The sequence below is a fragment of the Actinomadura sp. NPDC049753 genome, assembly GCF_040674655.1.
GTDB classification, from domain to species: Bacteria; Actinomycetota; Actinomycetes; order Streptosporangiales; family Streptosporangiaceae; genus Spirillospora; species Spirillospora verrucosospora.
Window position 1 is genome coordinate 1 of the sequence record NZ_JBFARL010000054.1, and the last position, 14,944, is coordinate 14,944.

Sequence of the window (14,944 nt, forward strand, 5' to 3'; positions counted from 1 at the left end):
GCTCCTCGGCCCCCTCCGGCTCCGCTCCTCGACCTCCTCGGGCTTCGCCCCTCGTTTCCCCTCGGGCACCGCTCCTCGGCCCCCTCCGGCTCCGCTCCTCGACCTCCTCGGGCTTCGCCCCTCGTTTCCCCTCGGGCACCGCTCCTCGGCCCCCTCCGGCTCCGCACCTCGTTCCCCTCCGGCTTCGCGCCCCCGGGGTCAGGGGGCGGGGGTGGTGGTGCGGCCTTCCTGCAGTTCGGCGTTCAGGGTCTGTTCGCCTAGGGCGGCTTGCAGCGCCTTCATGGTGCGGTCCACGTCGGTGCCGGCGGCGCTTGGTCCTGGAGCGCCCGTCGCTTCCCTCGCTGCGGTGGCCGCGCCCAGCAGACGCGCGGCCCGGTGGTGCTCACCCGCCAGCGTGTGGGCGGCCGCCAGCCCTTCCAGGGCCAGCGCCGCCGCCCGCGGGTCGCCGGTGCGGCGGGCTACGGCCAGGGCCTCCAGGTGCGCCTCGCGGGCCCTTCCGGCGTCGCCGCGCTGCTCGGCCACGAAGCCCAGTTCGGACAGGGTGAGCGCTACCCCGGGGTCGAATCCGACGCGCCGCTGCCAGTCGAGCGCGTCGCGCAAGAGCTTCTCCGCCACGTCCAGCCGTCCCTGCCGCCGCGCCCCCATCGCCAGGCCCAGTTCGGCGAACACCTCTCCGGGGCGGTTGCTCTGCTCGGTCGCCAGCCGCATGGCCTTCTCGTGGAGCCGATCCGCCCCGGCGAGGTCGCCTGTCATCATCGCGATCCTGCCTAGCCCGGACAGCAGGTACGAGACCTGCGTCCAGATTCCGAGGTCCTCCGCCAGCCGCAGCCCCTCGCGGAGCAACCGGGCGGCGCCCTGGAAGTCGCCGCGGATCTCGGCGAGCCTGCCGCGCAGGTCCGCCGCCCTCAGCCGGCCCCAGCGGTCACCTAGCGCGTCGAAAAGCGCCGCGCCCTGTTCCGTGTGGCGCGCGCAGGCGGCCAAGTCTCCGCGGAGCAACGCGTAGTGGGCCAGCGTGGTCAGCGCGGCCGCCGTGCCCCAACGGTCCCCGGCCCCGCCGAAGGCGGCCAGAGCCCGTCGCGCCAGTCGTTCGCCGGTGGCCGAGTCCGCGCCGCCCAGCAGGATCTCGGCGAGGAACCACTCCGCTCGGGCCCGGCCGTCCGGGTCGTCCAGGCGCTCGTAGGGTTCCAGCGCCGCATCGACCTGCCGCGTCCGGTCGATGCCGTGGCGGCCGAGCATCTCCATGCCCGTCCGCCACGCCCCGGCCGCGGCCCGCGCGGAGGACGGCGCCGTGCCGTCGAGCGTGAGCGCCAGATCCAGCAGGCGGCGCCCCTCGCTGAGCCGGCCCCGCAGAAACCAGTACCACGCCATCGCGTTGACCAGGCGCAGCGCGAGATCCGGACGGTCGTGCCGCACGGTGCTCTCGATGGCGGCGCGCAGATTGGCGTGCTCCAGGTCCAGGTGCTGGAGCCAACGCCGCTGGTCGGGGCCGCGGAGTCGCTCCGCCGCCCGTTCCGCGAACCCGGCGTAGTACCCGTCGCGCCGGGCTCGGGCATGCTCGCACTCGCCGGCCTCCCGCAGGCGCTCGGCGCAGTAGGCGGCGACGGACTCCAGCAGCCGGTAGCGGTGACCGCGCACGTCGTCGGACACCACGACCATGGAACGGTCGACCAGGCGGGACAGCAGCTCCGCGACGTCCTCGACCGCCACCCCGTCCCCGGCGCAGACCGCCTCGGCCGCCTCCAGCGAGCAGCCGTCGGCATGCACCGACAACCGCCGCAGGACGGCGCGCTCCGGCCCGGACAGCAGGTCCCAGCTCCAGTCGATCGCCGCGCGCAGCGTCCGCTGCCGCCGCGGGACGTCCCGACGGCCGGCCGACAGCAGCCGGAACCGGTCGTCCAACCGGGCCGCCAGCTCGTCCGCGCCGAGCGCGCGGACCCGGGTGGCCGCCAGTTCCAGCGCCAGCGGGATGCCGTCGAGGCGGCGGCAGATCGCCGCGACGGCGCGGGCGTTGCCGGCGGTGAGAGCGAAACCGGGAGACGCGGCGGCGGCACGCGCGACGAACAGCCGGACGGCGCTGGACCGGCGCAGGGCCGCCGGGCCCGACTCCTCCGCCTCGCCCGGCGGCTCCAGCGGCGGCACCGACCAGATCGCCTCACCGCCGACCCCCAGCGGTTCCCGGCTCGTCGTCAGGATCCGCACCTGCGGCGCCGCCGCCAGCAGCCGGTGCGCCAGATCCGCCGCGGGCTCGATCAGGTGCTCGCAGTTGTCGAGCACCAGCAGCAGCCGTCTGCCGCGCAGCGCACAGGCGACCCGGTCGGCGGCCGGGACGGCTCCTCCACCAGGGCCCCCCGCGGCGTCATCGCGGACGCCGAGCGTGGCGGCGACCGCGTCCGCCAGCGCGTCCGGCCGGTCGTGACCGCCGAGCCCGACCGACCACACGCCGTCCGGAAACGCGTCGAGGGCCCGGGCGGCGATCTCCAGGGCCAGCCGGGTCTTGCCGACCCCTCCCGGCCCGGTGAGCGTGACGAGACGGTACCGCTCCAGCAGCGCCCGCACCTCGCGGACCGCCTCCTCGCGGCCGATCAGCTCGCCGGGCGGCGCGGGCAGGTTGGTCCGAGGACGCTCGGGGGCCAGCTCCGGGTCCCGGGTGAGGATCGCCTGCCGGAGATCCGCCAGCTCGGGGCTCGGATCCAGACCCAGATCCTCGCGCAGGCGGTCGCGCAGCTCCCCGAAGCTGTCCAGGGCCTCGTTCTGCCTTCCGGCGCCGTACAGAGCGCGCATGAGAGCGGCGTGCAGCCGTTCCCTGAGGGGGTGGCGGGCCACCAGGTCGCGCAACTCGCCCACCAGCGCGCTGTGCTCGCCCAGGGCGAGCCGGGCCTCGACGAGATCCTCCACGGCCGCCAGCCGCTGCTCTTCGAGGCGGATGACCGCGGCGTGCGCGAACGGCTCGTCGCCGAAGGGGGCGTAGGCGGGACCCCGCCACAGGGCCGACGCCTCGGTGAGCAGCGCGGCCCTGGCCCGAGGGTCGGCGGTCTCCCTCGCCCGTGCCACGAGCGCGGCGAACCGGCCCGCGTCCACCGTCTCGGGATCGACCCGCAGCAGATACCCCGGCGGCTGGTACACCACCAGATCCCTGCCGCCCGGCTCGGCGTCCTCCAACGCCCGGCGCAACTGGGACACCTTGACCTGCAGCGCCCCCGCCGCGTCCGCCGGACGCCCCGGCCCCCACAGATCGTCGATCAGCCGGTCCGCCGACACCGGCCGCCCGTCCTGGAGGAGCAGATCGGCCAGCAGCGCCCGGACCTTCAGTCCCCGGACCGCGACCTGGGTGCCGTCGGCCGTCCAGACCGCCAGCGGTCCGAGCACCCCGAAACGCATGATCCCCACGATAACGCCCTGACCGGCGCCTACGACGGCGCGCGGAGGACGGTAGGCGGAGGGAAAGCGGGCGGTAAGCGGCCCGCCGCATAGTCGGGCGACGGCACAAGAACCTCCTACCGAAGAAGGTCCACCATGCGTTCCGCGCCCAGGCCGGGATTGAGCCTGGCCCTGCTGGCGTTCTCCAGCCTCATCACCTCGCTCGACTTCACCATCGTGTACGTGGCGCTGCCCGACCTCGTCCGCGACGTCGGCTTCTCCGAGGGCTCGGCCCAGTGGGTGATCAGCGCCTACGCCGTGTTCTTCGGCGGCTTCCTGCTGCTCGGCGGCCGCTCGGGCGACCTGCTGGGACGCCGCCGCATGTTCGTCCTCGGCATGGTCGCGTTCGGCGGCGCGTCCCTGCTCGGCGGCCTCGCCACGTCCCCGGGCACGCTGGTCGCCGCCCGCGCGATCCAGGGGGTCGGCGCCGCGATCGTGTTCCCCGCCACCCTGGCGCAGGTCAACACCATGTTCGCGGAGGGCCGCGAACGGCTCAGGGCGCTCGGGGTGTGGGCCATGGCCGGCGCCGGAGGGCTCAGCGCCGGAGCGCTCCTCGGCGGCGTGCTGACCCACGCGTTCGGCTGGGAGGCCGTGTTCCTCGTGAACGTGCCGCTGGTGGCCGCCGCGGCCGCCGCCGCGTTCCGGCTGCTGCCCGCGGACGGTCCGGTCGACCGCGGCCGCGGGTACGACCTGCCCGGCGTGGTGACCGGCACCGCGGGCGCCACCCTCCTCGTGTACACGATCGCCGAGGTCCCCGAGACGGGCTGGACCTCCTCGGAGTTCGTCATCGGGGCCCTGCTCGCGCTCGGCCTGCTGGCCGCCTTCCTCGTCGTCGAGGCGCGCAGCCGCAGCCCGCTGATGCCGCTGCGCCTGCTGCGCGACCGCGACCTGGCCCCCGCCCTTGTGATCATCTTCGTGTTCGGGGCGACCATGCAGAACGTCGTGTACTTCCTCACCCTGTACTTCCAGGACGTGCTGGGCTACACGGCCCTGCGGGCCGGGCTTGCGTTCCTCGGCCTGTCCGCGGTGATCGCCCTGGGGAACTTCGCCGCCGGGCGGCTGATGCTGCGCATCGGCATCCGCGGCACCCTCATCACCGCGCTCCTGCTCGGGGCCGCGGGAAGCGCCCTCCTGGCGGCCGGGATGGTGGCCGACGGCTCCTACTTCACCGTCCTGGCCGGGATCGCCGTGTACGGGATGGGCATGGGCACGATCTACCCCACCCAGTTCGCCGCCGCCGCCACCGGTGTGGACGCGCGGGAGCAGGGCATCGCCGGCGGCATGGCCAACACCGCCATGCAGATCGGGGTGGGCGTCGGCCTGGCCGTGCTCGTCGGCGTCGCGGCATCCGGCAGCGGCGCCGCCGACGGCCTGCGCGCCGCCGTCGCGGTGTCGGCCGCCCTGACCCTGGTAGGTGTCATCGCGGCCCTCGCCCTTCCCGGCCGCCCCGCCGGCGGGCCCAGCGGGGAGGTCTCCGGGGGTGCGGCGACATCACCGGCGCCCAAGGTCGGCACGACCTGACGTACGGGCGGCTTACGCGGGCCTTGGCATCCGCACGATCGCATCCGGATTCATCGGCCACTCCGCGGTGGTGAGGCTCAGGCGGTCGTCGTAGGGGAAACGGTCGTGCTCGTCGCGGGGGAGCGCGGTGCGGACGAAGCAGCGGTGCAGCAGCAGCTCCCGGCGCTCGTCCAGCGGGGCCTCCTCGGCCGGGCGGTTCGCCGGGCGGTGCGGAGGGTCCTCGCCGATGTCGATCACGCCGTCCCAGTTGAGGTGCAGGCCGTCCCCGTCGGCGTAGAAACGGTGGAAGCTCGTCCGCCACTGCGAGTTGGAACCCCAGCCGTGCGACAGGTCGTCGGTCGGGCGCGGGTCGCGGCGGAAGGCGAAGTACAGCGTCGAGGTCGTGGCGACCGCGGCGTCGATCAGGTGCCGCGGCGCCCGCACCCGCACGCCGGCGCGGCTGAACAGCAGGTCACCGAACCAGAAACCGGGCCACAGCACCTCCTCCACGGTGACGTGCGTCGCGTCCGGATCCTGCACCACGGCGGAGATCTCGTGGTGGAACGGGGAGAACGCCTCGGCGTGCTCGAACGGGGTCAGCCCGATCTCGGTGAAGAAGCGCGTACGGGTGGCGCCGGCCTCGATCAGGTAGTCGCCGACCCGGCTCAGCGCGTACAGCTTCATGATCCGCCACAGTTGCTCGTCGTCCCCGGTGTAGCCGCCCGGCGGGATGCGCTCACGCTTGCGCAGGGGCGCCAGCGCGGCCAGGTGGGCGGCCGCGGCCCGCCGCCGGCCCGCCAGGAACCGGTGAGGCTCGCCGTCGTGGTCCAGCAGATCCTCGTAGAGGCGGCGGAAGTAGGCCCAGTCGAGGTCCATCGCGCGATGATGGCGCGACCGCTCCCCGGCGGCAAGAGCGCAGGCGAGGGCGCTTAGCCTGGAGGGGTGCGGAAGGTCTTGGGCGGGGTCGTCGACGTTCTCTGCGTGCTCGTTTTCGTCGCCATCGGGCGCGCTTCGCATGAGGAGGCGGCCAGCCTGGGCGGGTTCCTGTCCACGGCTTGGCCGTTCCTCGTGGGGCTCGGCGTCGGATGGGGGCTTCTCCGGGCCTGGCGGCGGCCTGAGGAGGTCTTTCCGGCCGGGGTCGGGATCTGGGTCTCGGCCGTGGCCGTGGGAATGGTGCTGCGGGTCGTGTCCGGGCAGGGCACGGCCCTCGCGTTCGTGATCGTGGCTACGGTGTTCCTCGGCGCCGCGCTGCTCGGGTGGCGGCTCGTGGCCCGGGTGGCGGCGGCTCGGAAGGTGTCCGCCTCCGGGTGAGAGGGCCTGGAGGACGCCCCGGAATGACCGGGCGGTCTCTTTGGCTGATCGAACCGGTTGACGACGTCGCGCCGCCCTGGTGAAGTTACCCGCGGGTTATGTACGGGCGCGAGCCTTTCCTGTGAAGGGGACACGATGCCATCTGCGCTGCGCGACTGGCTGGACAAGCCGAACACCGGACGCGGCGTCCACCTGGCGGCCGACGACGGCGGCTGGGAGTTCCGCGACTACGGTGAGCTGGCGTCGGCCGCGCGGCGCACCGCGGGGGCGCTGATCGAGGAGGGCGTCCGGCCGGGCGACGTCGTGTGCCTGATCCTGCCCACGGACTTCACCTGCGTCGAGACGTACTTCGCGGTGTGGGCCGCCGGCGCCACGGTGTGCCTGATCACTCCGCCGCTGTTCCAGGACGGCGACGACTACGTCGCGCACGTGGCGGCGATCCTGCGGCAGGCGTCGCCGGCGCTGGTCGTGGCCTCCGACGGGCTGGCCGACTACGCGAAGCGGGCCATGGCCGGCGCCGGGCTGGACGGGGAGCCGTGGCGGCCCCGGAAGGCCGGCGAGGAGGCCGAGGTCCGGCCCGCCGGCGAACTCGCCCTGCTGCAGTTCACGTCCGGGTCCAGCGGCTCGCCCCGGGGCGTCATGGTCACCTGGGAGAACCTGGAGGCCAACAGCGATCTGATCGCGCGGGAGGCCGGCTACGAGGACGGGGACGTGGTGGCCTCCTGGCTGCCGCTGTACCACGACATGGGGCTGATCGGCTGCTTCCTCACGCCCATCGCGCGGCAGGGGACGCTGAAGCTGATGCGGCCCGACCACTTCATCCGCGACCCGGCACGGTGGCTGCGGTGCTTCGGGGAGGCGGCGCACACGGCGGCTCCGCCGTTCGCATACGCCTACTGCGCGCGGCGGGTCAAGCCCGAGCAGCTGGAAGGGCTCGACGTGTCCGGGTGGAAGATGGCGCTGATCGGCGCCGAACCCATCGACCCCCACACGCTCGAGGTGTTCGCGCAGCTCATGGAGCCGTTCGGGTTCTCCCGGACGATGTTCAAGCCCGCCTACGGGATGGCCGAGACGACGCTGCTCGTCACCATGGACGACGTCCCGCGCAACCCCCTGGCGGTCCGGCCCGACCCGGAGGCGCTGGCGTTCGGGCAGGCCGTCCGGATCCTGGAGCAGCACCCGCTCGGACCGGAGTCCCTCGGCGCCAAGGCCGGCTGGGTCGTCGGCTGCGGGACGCCCGAGGACGACGTGCCCGTCGCCATCGTCGACGACGAGGGGCGCGAGCTGGAGAGCGGCCTCCTCGGCGAGATCGTCGTGGGGGGACCGTCGGCGTGCCCGGGGTACTTCGCGGGGGCCGAGGCCAAGTCGACCCGGTTCATGGACGGGAAGGTCTACACCGGCGACGCCGGGTTCTTCCACGAGGGGCAGCTGTTCGTCCTCGGGCGCATGGGCGACAGCATCAAGGTGCGCGGGCGCTCGGTCTACGTCGAGGACCTCGAATCCAAGATCGCCGAGGTGAGCGGGCTCGGGAAGGGCCGCATCGTCGTGGTCGGCGTCCCCGGCGCCGGGCGCAAGGGGCTCGCGCTGTTCGCCGAGACGCAGGACGAGGCCTGGATCGGCGGGGTGCGCGAGATGCTGCGGCGGCGGCTCGGAGACGACGTGGAGCTGACCATCGTCGTCGGCACCGGGCTGATCCAGCGCACCTCCAGCGGCAAGCCCCGCCGCAGGTACATGTGGGAGAGGCTGCAGGGCGGCCACCTGGAGGGCGCGCGGATCATCAGCTGATTGCTAAAGCCGGTGATAACAGGACAACATGGCGTTGACGCTGTGAGAGGGCCAAGATGCCGGCTGTTGCCAAGACGCTCCTGAAGCTGGGCTCCCGCCTGGGTTCCACCGCCCAGAACGCCCTGGAGGTCGCCCGGTTCGGAGGGTTCGACACCGACGAGGACGCCTCGCCCTGCGAGGTGGTGACCGAGCAGCGCGTCTACCGGCTGCGGCACTACTTCCCCGGCGCGGGCGGCGGGCCGGTCGTGCTGCTCGTCCCCCCGCTGATGATCACCGCGGAGGTGTACGACATCTCCTCGCGGGTCAGCGCGGTGCGGGTGCTGCGCGACCTCGGCGTCGACCCGTGGGTGGTGGACTTCGGAGCGCCCGAGCGCGAGCCCGGCGGACTGGAGCGGACGGTCAGCGACCACGTGCTGGCCGTCAGCGACGCGGTGGACCGGATCCGGGAGGCCACCGGGCGGGACGTGCACCTCGCCGGGTACTCGCAGGGCGGCATGTTCGTCTACCAGGCCGCCGCGTACCGGCGCAGCGAGGGCATCGAGTCCGTGGTGACGTTCGGGAGCCCGGCCGACACCAGCGTCGGGCTGCCGTTCGGGCTGCCGAGCTGGCTCGCGTCCGAGGGCGTCGAGCGCATCCCCGACGCCCTGCTCGGCGGGTTCGCGGTGCCGGGCTGGGTCACGCGGCTCGGGTTCCAGCTCCTCAGCCCCGTGAAGTCGGTGCGCTCCCGGGTCGACTTCATCCTCCAGCTCCACGACCGGGAGCGGCTCGCGCCCCGGGAGCGCCAGCGCCGGTTCCTGGAGCGGGAGGGCTGGGTGTCGTGGCCCGGGCCCGCGCTGGCGGAGTTCATCCGCCAGTTCATCCAGCACAACCGCATGCTGACCGGCGGGTTCGTCATCGGCGACCGGCTCGTCACGCTCGCCGACATCACCTGCCCCGTCCTGACGTTCGTCGGGGAGGTGGACGAGATCGCGGCGCCGCCGATGGTGCGCGGGATCCGCCGCGCCGCGCCGCGCGCCCAGGTGTACGAGGCGTCCCTGCGCGCCGGGCACTTCGGGCTCGTCGTCGGCAGCCTCGCCATCGCGCGGACGTGGCCGGCCGTCGCCGCGTGGGCGCGCTGGCGGGACGGCGAGGAGGAGCTCCCCGAGATCGTCGTGCCCGTCGCCGGGGACGAGGAGGCCGCGACCGCAGGGCTCCCGGGCGGCCCCGCCGGGTACGGCCTCCAGCTCGCCATGGGCGTCGGGGCGAGCGCCGCCCGGTCGGCGTACCGGACGGCCTCGCGGGCCGTGCACGGGACCCGCCAGCTCGGCGGGGAGGCTGCGCAGAACCTGCCGCGCCTGGCGCGGCTGGAGCGCATCCAGTCCGACACCCGCATGTCCATGGGGCTGCTGCTGGACGAGCAGGCCCGCCGCATGCCGGACGAGGTCTTCTTCCTCTACCAGGGGCGCGGGCACACCCACGACGCCGCCAGGCGCCGCATCGACGCCGTGGTCCGCGGCCTGATCCACATCGGGGTGCGGCGCGGCGACGCGGTCGGGGTGCTGATGGGCACCCGGCCGACCGCGCTCGCGCTCGTCGCCGCGCTCAACCGGCTCGGCGCCGTCGCGGTGCTGCTGCGGCCCGACGGCGACCCGGCCGCCGAGGCCCGGCTCGGCCAGGTCACGCGGGTCATCGCCGACCCCGAGCACGCCGCGGCCGCCGCGAGGCTGGAGGACGTGCCCGGCTACCTGCTGGGCGGCGCGGGACGCGGCGAGCGCGGTCCGCTGATGGACATGGAGGCCATCGACCCGGACCGGGTCGAGCTGCCCGGCTGGTACCGGCCCAACCCGGGCCGGGCCGGCGACCTGGCGTTCGTGGTCTTCCGCGGTGACGGGGACCAGCTGCGCGCCAGCCGCATCACCAACCGGCGGTGGGCCCTGTCGGCGTTCGGGACGGCGTCCTCGGCCTCCCTGTCCTCGTCCGACACCGTCTACAGCCTCACGCCGCTCCAGCATCCGTCCGCGCTCCTGATGAGCCTCGGCGGAGCCGTCGCGGGCGGTGCGCGACTGGCGCTGGCGAGCGCTCACGCCGATCCCGGGGGGAGCGGGGGGTCGTCCCCCCACAAGGAGTACGACCCCGAGACGTTCTGGGACGAGGCGCGGCGCTACGGCGTGACCGTCGCCTCCTACACCTGGACGCTGCTGCGCGAGCTCGTGAACGCGCCGCCGAACCCGGCCGAGCGGCACCACGCCGTCCGGCTGTTCATCGGGTCGGGCATGCCGCGCAACCTGTGGCTGCGGGTCGAGGAGCGGTTCGCGCCCGCGCGGGTCCTGGAGTTCTACGCCTCCACCGAGGGCGAGTCGGTGCTGGTCAACCTGAGCGGCAAGAAGCCCGGGTCGCTCGGGCGGCCGCTGCCGGGCAGCGCCGGGGTGCGCCTGGCCCGCTACGACCTGGAGAACGGCCGGCTCGCCGAGGGACCGGACGGGTTCGCCATCCCCTGCGAGCCCGGCGAGATCGGCATGCTGCTCGCCCGGGTGCGGCTGTCGGCGATCGGGTCGGCGGCCCGCCCCGTGCGGGGCGTGTTCCGGCCCGAGGACGCCTGGACGATCACCGGGGACCTGTTCCGGCGGGACGCCGACGGCGACTTCTGGCTCGTCGGCCGGGAGACCGAGCTGATCCGCACGGCCGACGGCATCGTCCCGCCCGGCCCCATCCGTGACGCGCTGGGCGACCTGCCCTACGTCGACTCCGTCGCCGTCTACGGGATCCCGGTGGGCGACACGGAACTGGCCGCGGCCGCCGTCAGCCTGCGGGCCGCCCAGGGGGTTCCCGCCGAGGGCGCCGTCAAGCCGGTGGACCTGTCCGAGGCGCTGCTGCGGGTGGAGCCGGGGCTGCGGCCCGCGATCGTGCGGATCGTTGACGAGGTGCCCGTCACGGCGGGCCGGCGGCTGCGGACGGCGCCCCTGCGGGACGAGGGAGTCCCCAAGGCGGGGGACGGGCGCGCCTTCTACCGGGACAAGGCGGGCGCGTACCGGCCGCTGACGGACGCCGCGAGGCGGCGGCTCCTCAAGGCGCCGCCCGCCCGCGAGGCCCGCTGACGCCCAAGTCACCGCCGATAAGTCTGGACTTACGGGCGGCCGTTGCGTTAGAACAAAGCAACAGATTTCGCGCATTTGTTGCACGCGTCCGGAGGGGTCATGACGAGTGTTCTCGCGCCGCCGCCGCAGGGCAGCGACCTGAAACCGGTGCCCGGCGTCCCCGGCGTCCCCTACATCGGCAACACGCTCGCGGTGATGCGCGACCCGATCGGGATGGCCCGCAAGCGGTACGCCGAATACGGCCCGGTCGCCTGGGGATGGCTGCTCGGCCAGCGGATGGTCACCGTCCACGGCCCCGAGGCCGCCGAGGTCGTCCTGGTCAACCGGGACAAGGCGTTCGCGAACGGACCCGCGTGGAGCTACTTCATCGGCCCGTTCTTCAACCGCGGCATCATGCTCCTGGACTTCGAGGAGCACCTGCACCACCGCCGCATCATGCAGCAGGCGTTCACCCGCCCCCGGCTGCGCTCCTACATGGACGCGATGGCCCCCGGCATCGTCAGGGGCGTGGAGTCGTGGAGGCCCGGGCAGGGCTTCAAGGTCTACGACCACATCAAGAAGCTCACGCTCGACCTCGCGGTGGACGTCTTCATGGGCGTCGAACTCGACGACGCCGAGCGGGCGCGGGTCAACGGCGCGTTCATCGACGCCGTCCGGGCAGGGACGGCCTACGTCCGCTTCCCGGTGCCCGGCCTGCGCTGGCACAAGGGCCTCCAGGCGCGCAAGGTGCTGGAGGAGTTCTTCTACCGGCACCTCCCCGCCAAGCGCGAGGGCGACGGAAGCGACCTGTTCTCGGCGCTCTGCCAGGCCGAGACCGACGACGGCGAGCGGTTCACCGACGAGGACGTCGTCAACCACATGATCTTCGCGCTGATGGCGGCGCACGACACCACCACCATCACGCTGACGACGATGGCCTACTACCTGGCCAAGTACCCCGAATGGCAGGAGCGGCTCCGCGAGCAGTCCCTCGGGCTCGGCAAGGAGAGCCCCGGCTTCGACGACCTGGACGCCTTCACCGGCATCGACATGGTGATGAAGGAGTCGATGCGGATGGTCACGCCCGTCCCGGCGCTCCCGCGCAAGGTCGTCAAGGACACCTCCATCCTCGGCTTCCACGTCCCCGCCGGAACGACCGTCGTGGTGCCCATGCTCAGCAACCACCACATGGCCGACTGGTGGACCGATCCCGACGAGTTCGACCCCGAGCGGTTCTCCCCGGAGCGCCGCGAGGACAAGGTCCACAAGTACGCCTGGGCTCCGTTCGGGGGCGGCGCGCACAAGTGCATCGGGCTGCACTTCGCCGGGATGCAGGTCAAGACGATCCTGCACCAGATGCTCCTGCGGTACCGCTGGAGCGTGCCCGCGCGCTACGAATGGCCCCTGGACACCACGTCCCTTCCCTCGCCCAAGGACGGGCTCCCCGTCCGCCTCGACCGACTGGAGCAGTGAACATGAGCAAGGTCGTCGCCATCACCGGGGCCGCGCGGGGGATCGGCCTCGCCACCGCCCGCGCCCTCAAGGCCAGGGGCGCCACCGTCGTCATCGGCGACATCGACGAGACCGCCGTCAAGGAGGCCGCCGAGTCGCTCGGCGTCACCGGCCTCGCCCTGGACGTCACGTCCCGCGAGTCGTTCACCGCCTTCCTCGACAAGGCCGAGGAGGCCGCCGGCCCCCTCGACGTCGTCGTCAACAACGCGGGGATCATGCCGATCGGGCCGGTCACCGACGAGAGCGACGCCGACGCCCGCCGCTGCATCGACATCAACGTGCACGGCGTGATGCTCGGCACCAAGCTCGCCCTCGACCGGATGCTGCCGCGCGGCCGGGGCCACGTCATCAACATCGCCTCGCTCGCCGGCGTCATGTTCACCCCCGGCCTCGCGCTCTACAACGCCAGCAAGGCCGCCGTCGTCGGGTTCACCGAGGCGACCCGGCTGGAGGTGGCGGACCGGGGCGTGCACGTCAGCGCCGTCCTGCCCACCTTCACCAACACCGAGCTGACCGCCGGGACGCGCAGCCCGAAGGGGCAGAAGAACTGCGAGCCCGAGGACATCGCCGCCGCCGTCGTCGACCTGATCGGCAGGCCGCGCCCGCAGGTCGCCGTGCCGAAGAAGCTCGGCACGCAGGTCCGGCTCGGCGCGCTGCTGCCCGAGCGGGTCCGGCAGGCGACCTCCCGCCGCCTCGGCCTCGACAAGATCTTCCTGGAGTACGACCCCGAGGCGCGCAAGGGCTACGACGCCCGCATCCGGTCGGGTTCCTAGACCGCTCCGGCCCGCCGCGCCCTGCGGAAGGCACGGCGGGCCGGCGGCAGGTAGCGGACGGACTCGGGCAGCAGCGGCCACACCCGTCCCGCCGCGCGGACGGCCGCCGCGAACCGCCGGTGGCGGCGCTCGTCGGCGGCGCTCCACGGCAGGTCGAGCAGCTCCCGCATGCGCGGGTGCATCCCGCCGACCGTGATGAACCGGGCGACCGCGTTCAGCGGCGGCGACACCGCCCGCCACACCGGCGCCGGCACCCTGGGCGGCGCGGGCAGCCCCTTGGTCACGTACCCGACGCCGTACCGGGCGGTCCTGTGCGCGACGATCTCCTCGTCCAGCATCCGCTTCCAGTACGCCTGGAACGCCTCCCAGTCGTCCGGCATGGCCCGGTCGCTGACCCCGTACATCCGGAACCAGGTCTTGGACTCCTCGTAGATCCGGCGCTTCTCGTCCTCGCCGAGCGGCCGGATGAAGGTCTCGACGCCGTAGAGCATGTTGTCGAGGAAGGTCGCGTGCGCCCAGTAGTAGGTCTCGGGATCGAGCGCGTGGTAGCGGGAGCCGTCCGGCATCGTGCCCTTGATCTCGCGGTGGTAGTCCCGCACCCTGCGGCCCGTCTCACCGGACCGCTCCCCGCCGTACACGGTGTTCAGGATCGGGCCCGCGGACCGCTTGACCCGCGCGAACGTCTCGGTGAAGAACACCGAGTGGTCCAGGACGCCCTGGCCGAGCGCGGGGAGCATGTTCTGCAGCACGCCCGCCCGCGGACCGACGAGGAGCATCCGAGTGTCGCCGAAGTACCGCCAGGTCAGCGAGCCGGGCCCGAGGGGGGTCGGGGTACGCGCGTCGGCCTCGTCCGTCATGTGCACCGCCGGGGATCGGAACGGAACTACAGAACGACGATCATTGTAACTGTGTCCCATCCGGTGGCGGGGTGCCGGGCGCCCGGCGGCTAGGGTGCGGACATGACCACGGACGCGACCATCACGCAGAGGCTGCGGGACCGGCTGGCGGCGCCGGACGCCGGCGCCGACGACCTCGACACCCGCATCCTCGACGCCGCGCTCGCGGAGTTCGAGACCTACGGCCTGCGCCGGGTCAGCGTCGAGGACGTCGCCAAGCGGGCCGGGGTCGCGCGCACCACCATCTACCGGCGGTTCACCAACAAGGACCAGCTGGTCCAGGCCGTGATCCTGCGGGAGTGCCGCCGCTTCCTCACCGCCATCGCCGACGCCACCGAGGACCTCGCCTCCCCCGAGGACGCCGTCGTCGAGGGCTTCGTGGTCGGCCTGCGCAACGCCCGCACCCACCCGCTCATGACGCGCGTCCTGCAGAGCGAGCCCGAGGCGTTCCTGCCGCAGCTCAGCATGAACGGCGGCGCGGTGATGCTCGCGGCCCGCGACATCCTCGCCGACCGCCTCCGCCGCGCCCGCCCCGGCGGCGCCGAAGACCACGACACCGTGGCCGAGGTACTGCTACGGGTCGCGGTCTCGCTCCTCCTCATCCCCGGCGGCGGCCTCGCCCTGAACGACGAGAACGAAATCCGCACCTTCGCCCGCGAATACCTGACACGGTTGTGTTGATGGCAGTGCTCTCCTC

At 73.5% G+C, this 14,944-nt stretch carries 10 protein-coding genes; 7 read left to right on the plus strand and 3 right to left on the minus strand.

All coding sequences use genetic code 11. The annotated features are described in order from the left end of the window. Window positions 1–198: 198 nt before the first annotated feature. Window positions 199–3,378, minus strand: a complete 3,180-nt coding sequence (locus AB0K37_RS16635) for a BTAD domain-containing putative transcriptional regulator (RefSeq protein ID WP_363981215.1) — start codon at window positions 3,376–3,378, stop codon at window positions 199–201. A gap of 135 nt (window positions 3,379–3,513) precedes the next feature. Here AB0K37_RS16635 and AB0K37_RS16640 point away from each other — a divergent pair, with 135 nt between their 5' ends. After that, on the plus strand, window positions 3,514–4,938 hold the full coding sequence (locus AB0K37_RS16640; RefSeq protein ID WP_363981218.1) for an MFS transporter: 1,425 nt from the start codon (window positions 3,514–3,516) through the stop codon (window positions 4,936–4,938). Window positions 4,939–4,950: 12 nt separating this feature from the next. Here the strand turns inward: AB0K37_RS16640 and AB0K37_RS16645 are convergent, their stop codons facing one another. Further along, complete coding sequence (locus AB0K37_RS16645) at window positions 4,951–5,793, minus strand: hypothetical protein (RefSeq protein ID WP_363981221.1); 843 nt, start codon at window positions 5,791–5,793, stop codon at window positions 4,951–4,953. 66 nt (window positions 5,794–5,859) lie between these two features. Here AB0K37_RS16645 and AB0K37_RS16650 point away from each other — a divergent pair, with 66 nt between their 5' ends. The 5 genes from AB0K37_RS16650 to AB0K37_RS16670 all read left to right on the plus strand — a co-directional run bounded on the left by AB0K37_RS16650 (window position 5,860) and on the right by AB0K37_RS16670 (window position 13,351). Further along, window positions 5,860–6,228, plus strand: a complete 369-nt coding sequence (locus tag AB0K37_RS16650) for a DUF3054 domain-containing protein (RefSeq protein WP_363981223.1) — start codon at window positions 5,860–5,862, stop codon at window positions 6,226–6,228. A gap of 135 nt (window positions 6,229–6,363) precedes the next feature. Continuing rightward, entirely contained in the window at window positions 6,364–8,013 is a 1,650-nt protein-coding gene (locus tag AB0K37_RS16655) for an AMP-binding protein (protein ID WP_363981226.1), read from the plus strand. 56 nt (window positions 8,014–8,069) lie between these two features. Beyond that, entirely contained in the window at window positions 8,070–11,087 is a 3,018-nt protein-coding gene (locus tag AB0K37_RS16660; RefSeq protein WP_363981229.1) for an AMP-binding protein, read from the plus strand. 99 nt (window positions 11,088–11,186) lie between these two features. Next, a complete protein-coding gene (locus tag AB0K37_RS16665) occupies window positions 11,187–12,539 on the plus strand; it encodes a cytochrome P450 (protein ID WP_363981232.1) in 1,353 nt (450 codons plus the stop codon). Between the two features lie 2 nt (window positions 12,540–12,541). Beyond that, on the plus strand, window positions 12,542–13,351 hold the full coding sequence (locus tag AB0K37_RS16670) for an SDR family oxidoreductase (RefSeq protein WP_363981235.1): 810 nt from the start codon (window positions 12,542–12,544) through the stop codon (window positions 13,349–13,351). Here the strand turns inward: AB0K37_RS16670 and AB0K37_RS16675 are convergent. Next, the gene (locus AB0K37_RS16675; RefSeq protein WP_363981238.1) at window positions 13,348–14,208 is read right to left on the minus strand and encodes an oxygenase MpaB family protein; all 861 of its coding nucleotides are present in this window, start codon (window positions 14,206–14,208) and stop codon (window positions 13,348–13,350) included. The genes AB0K37_RS16670 and AB0K37_RS16675 overlap by 4 nt on opposite strands. 102 nt (window positions 14,209–14,310) lie before the next feature. Here AB0K37_RS16675 and AB0K37_RS16680 point away from each other — a divergent pair, with 102 nt between their 5' ends. Beyond that, the gene (locus AB0K37_RS16680; protein ID WP_363981241.1) at window positions 14,311–14,928 is read left to right on the plus strand and encodes a helix-turn-helix domain-containing protein; all 618 of its coding nucleotides are present in this window, start codon (window positions 14,311–14,313) and stop codon (window positions 14,926–14,928) included. The last annotated feature ends 16 nt before the right edge of the window (window positions 14,929–14,944 follow it).

Coding starts and splice junctions, on each gene's coding strand:
- AB0K37_RS16635 (WP_363981215.1), bottom strand. CDS start 3,378: ATGCGTTTCGGGGTGCTCGGACCGCTGGCGGTCTGGACGGCCGACGGC.
- AB0K37_RS16640 (WP_363981218.1), top strand. CDS start 3,514: ATGCGTTCCGCGCCCAGGCCGGGATTGAGCCTGGCCCTGCTGGCGTTC.
- AB0K37_RS16645 (WP_363981221.1), bottom strand. CDS start 5,793: ATGGACCTCGACTGGGCCTACTTCCGCCGCCTCTACGAGGATCTGCTG.
- AB0K37_RS16655 (WP_363981226.1), top strand. CDS start 6,364: ATGCCATCTGCGCTGCGCGACTGGCTGGACAAGCCGAACACCGGACGC.
- AB0K37_RS16660 (WP_363981229.1), top strand. CDS start 8,070: ATGCCGGCTGTTGCCAAGACGCTCCTGAAGCTGGGCTCCCGCCTGGGT.
- AB0K37_RS16665 (WP_363981232.1), top strand. CDS start 11,187: ATGACGAGTGTTCTCGCGCCGCCGCCGCAGGGCAGCGACCTGAAACCG.
- AB0K37_RS16670 (WP_363981235.1), top strand. CDS start 12,542: ATGAGCAAGGTCGTCGCCATCACCGGGGCCGCGCGGGGGATCGGCCTC.
- AB0K37_RS16675 (WP_363981238.1), bottom strand. CDS start 14,208: ATGACGGACGAGGCCGACGCGCGTACCCCGACCCCCCTCGGGCCCGGC.
- AB0K37_RS16680 (WP_363981241.1), top strand. CDS start 14,311: ATGACCACGGACGCGACCATCACGCAGAGGCTGCGGGACCGGCTGGCG.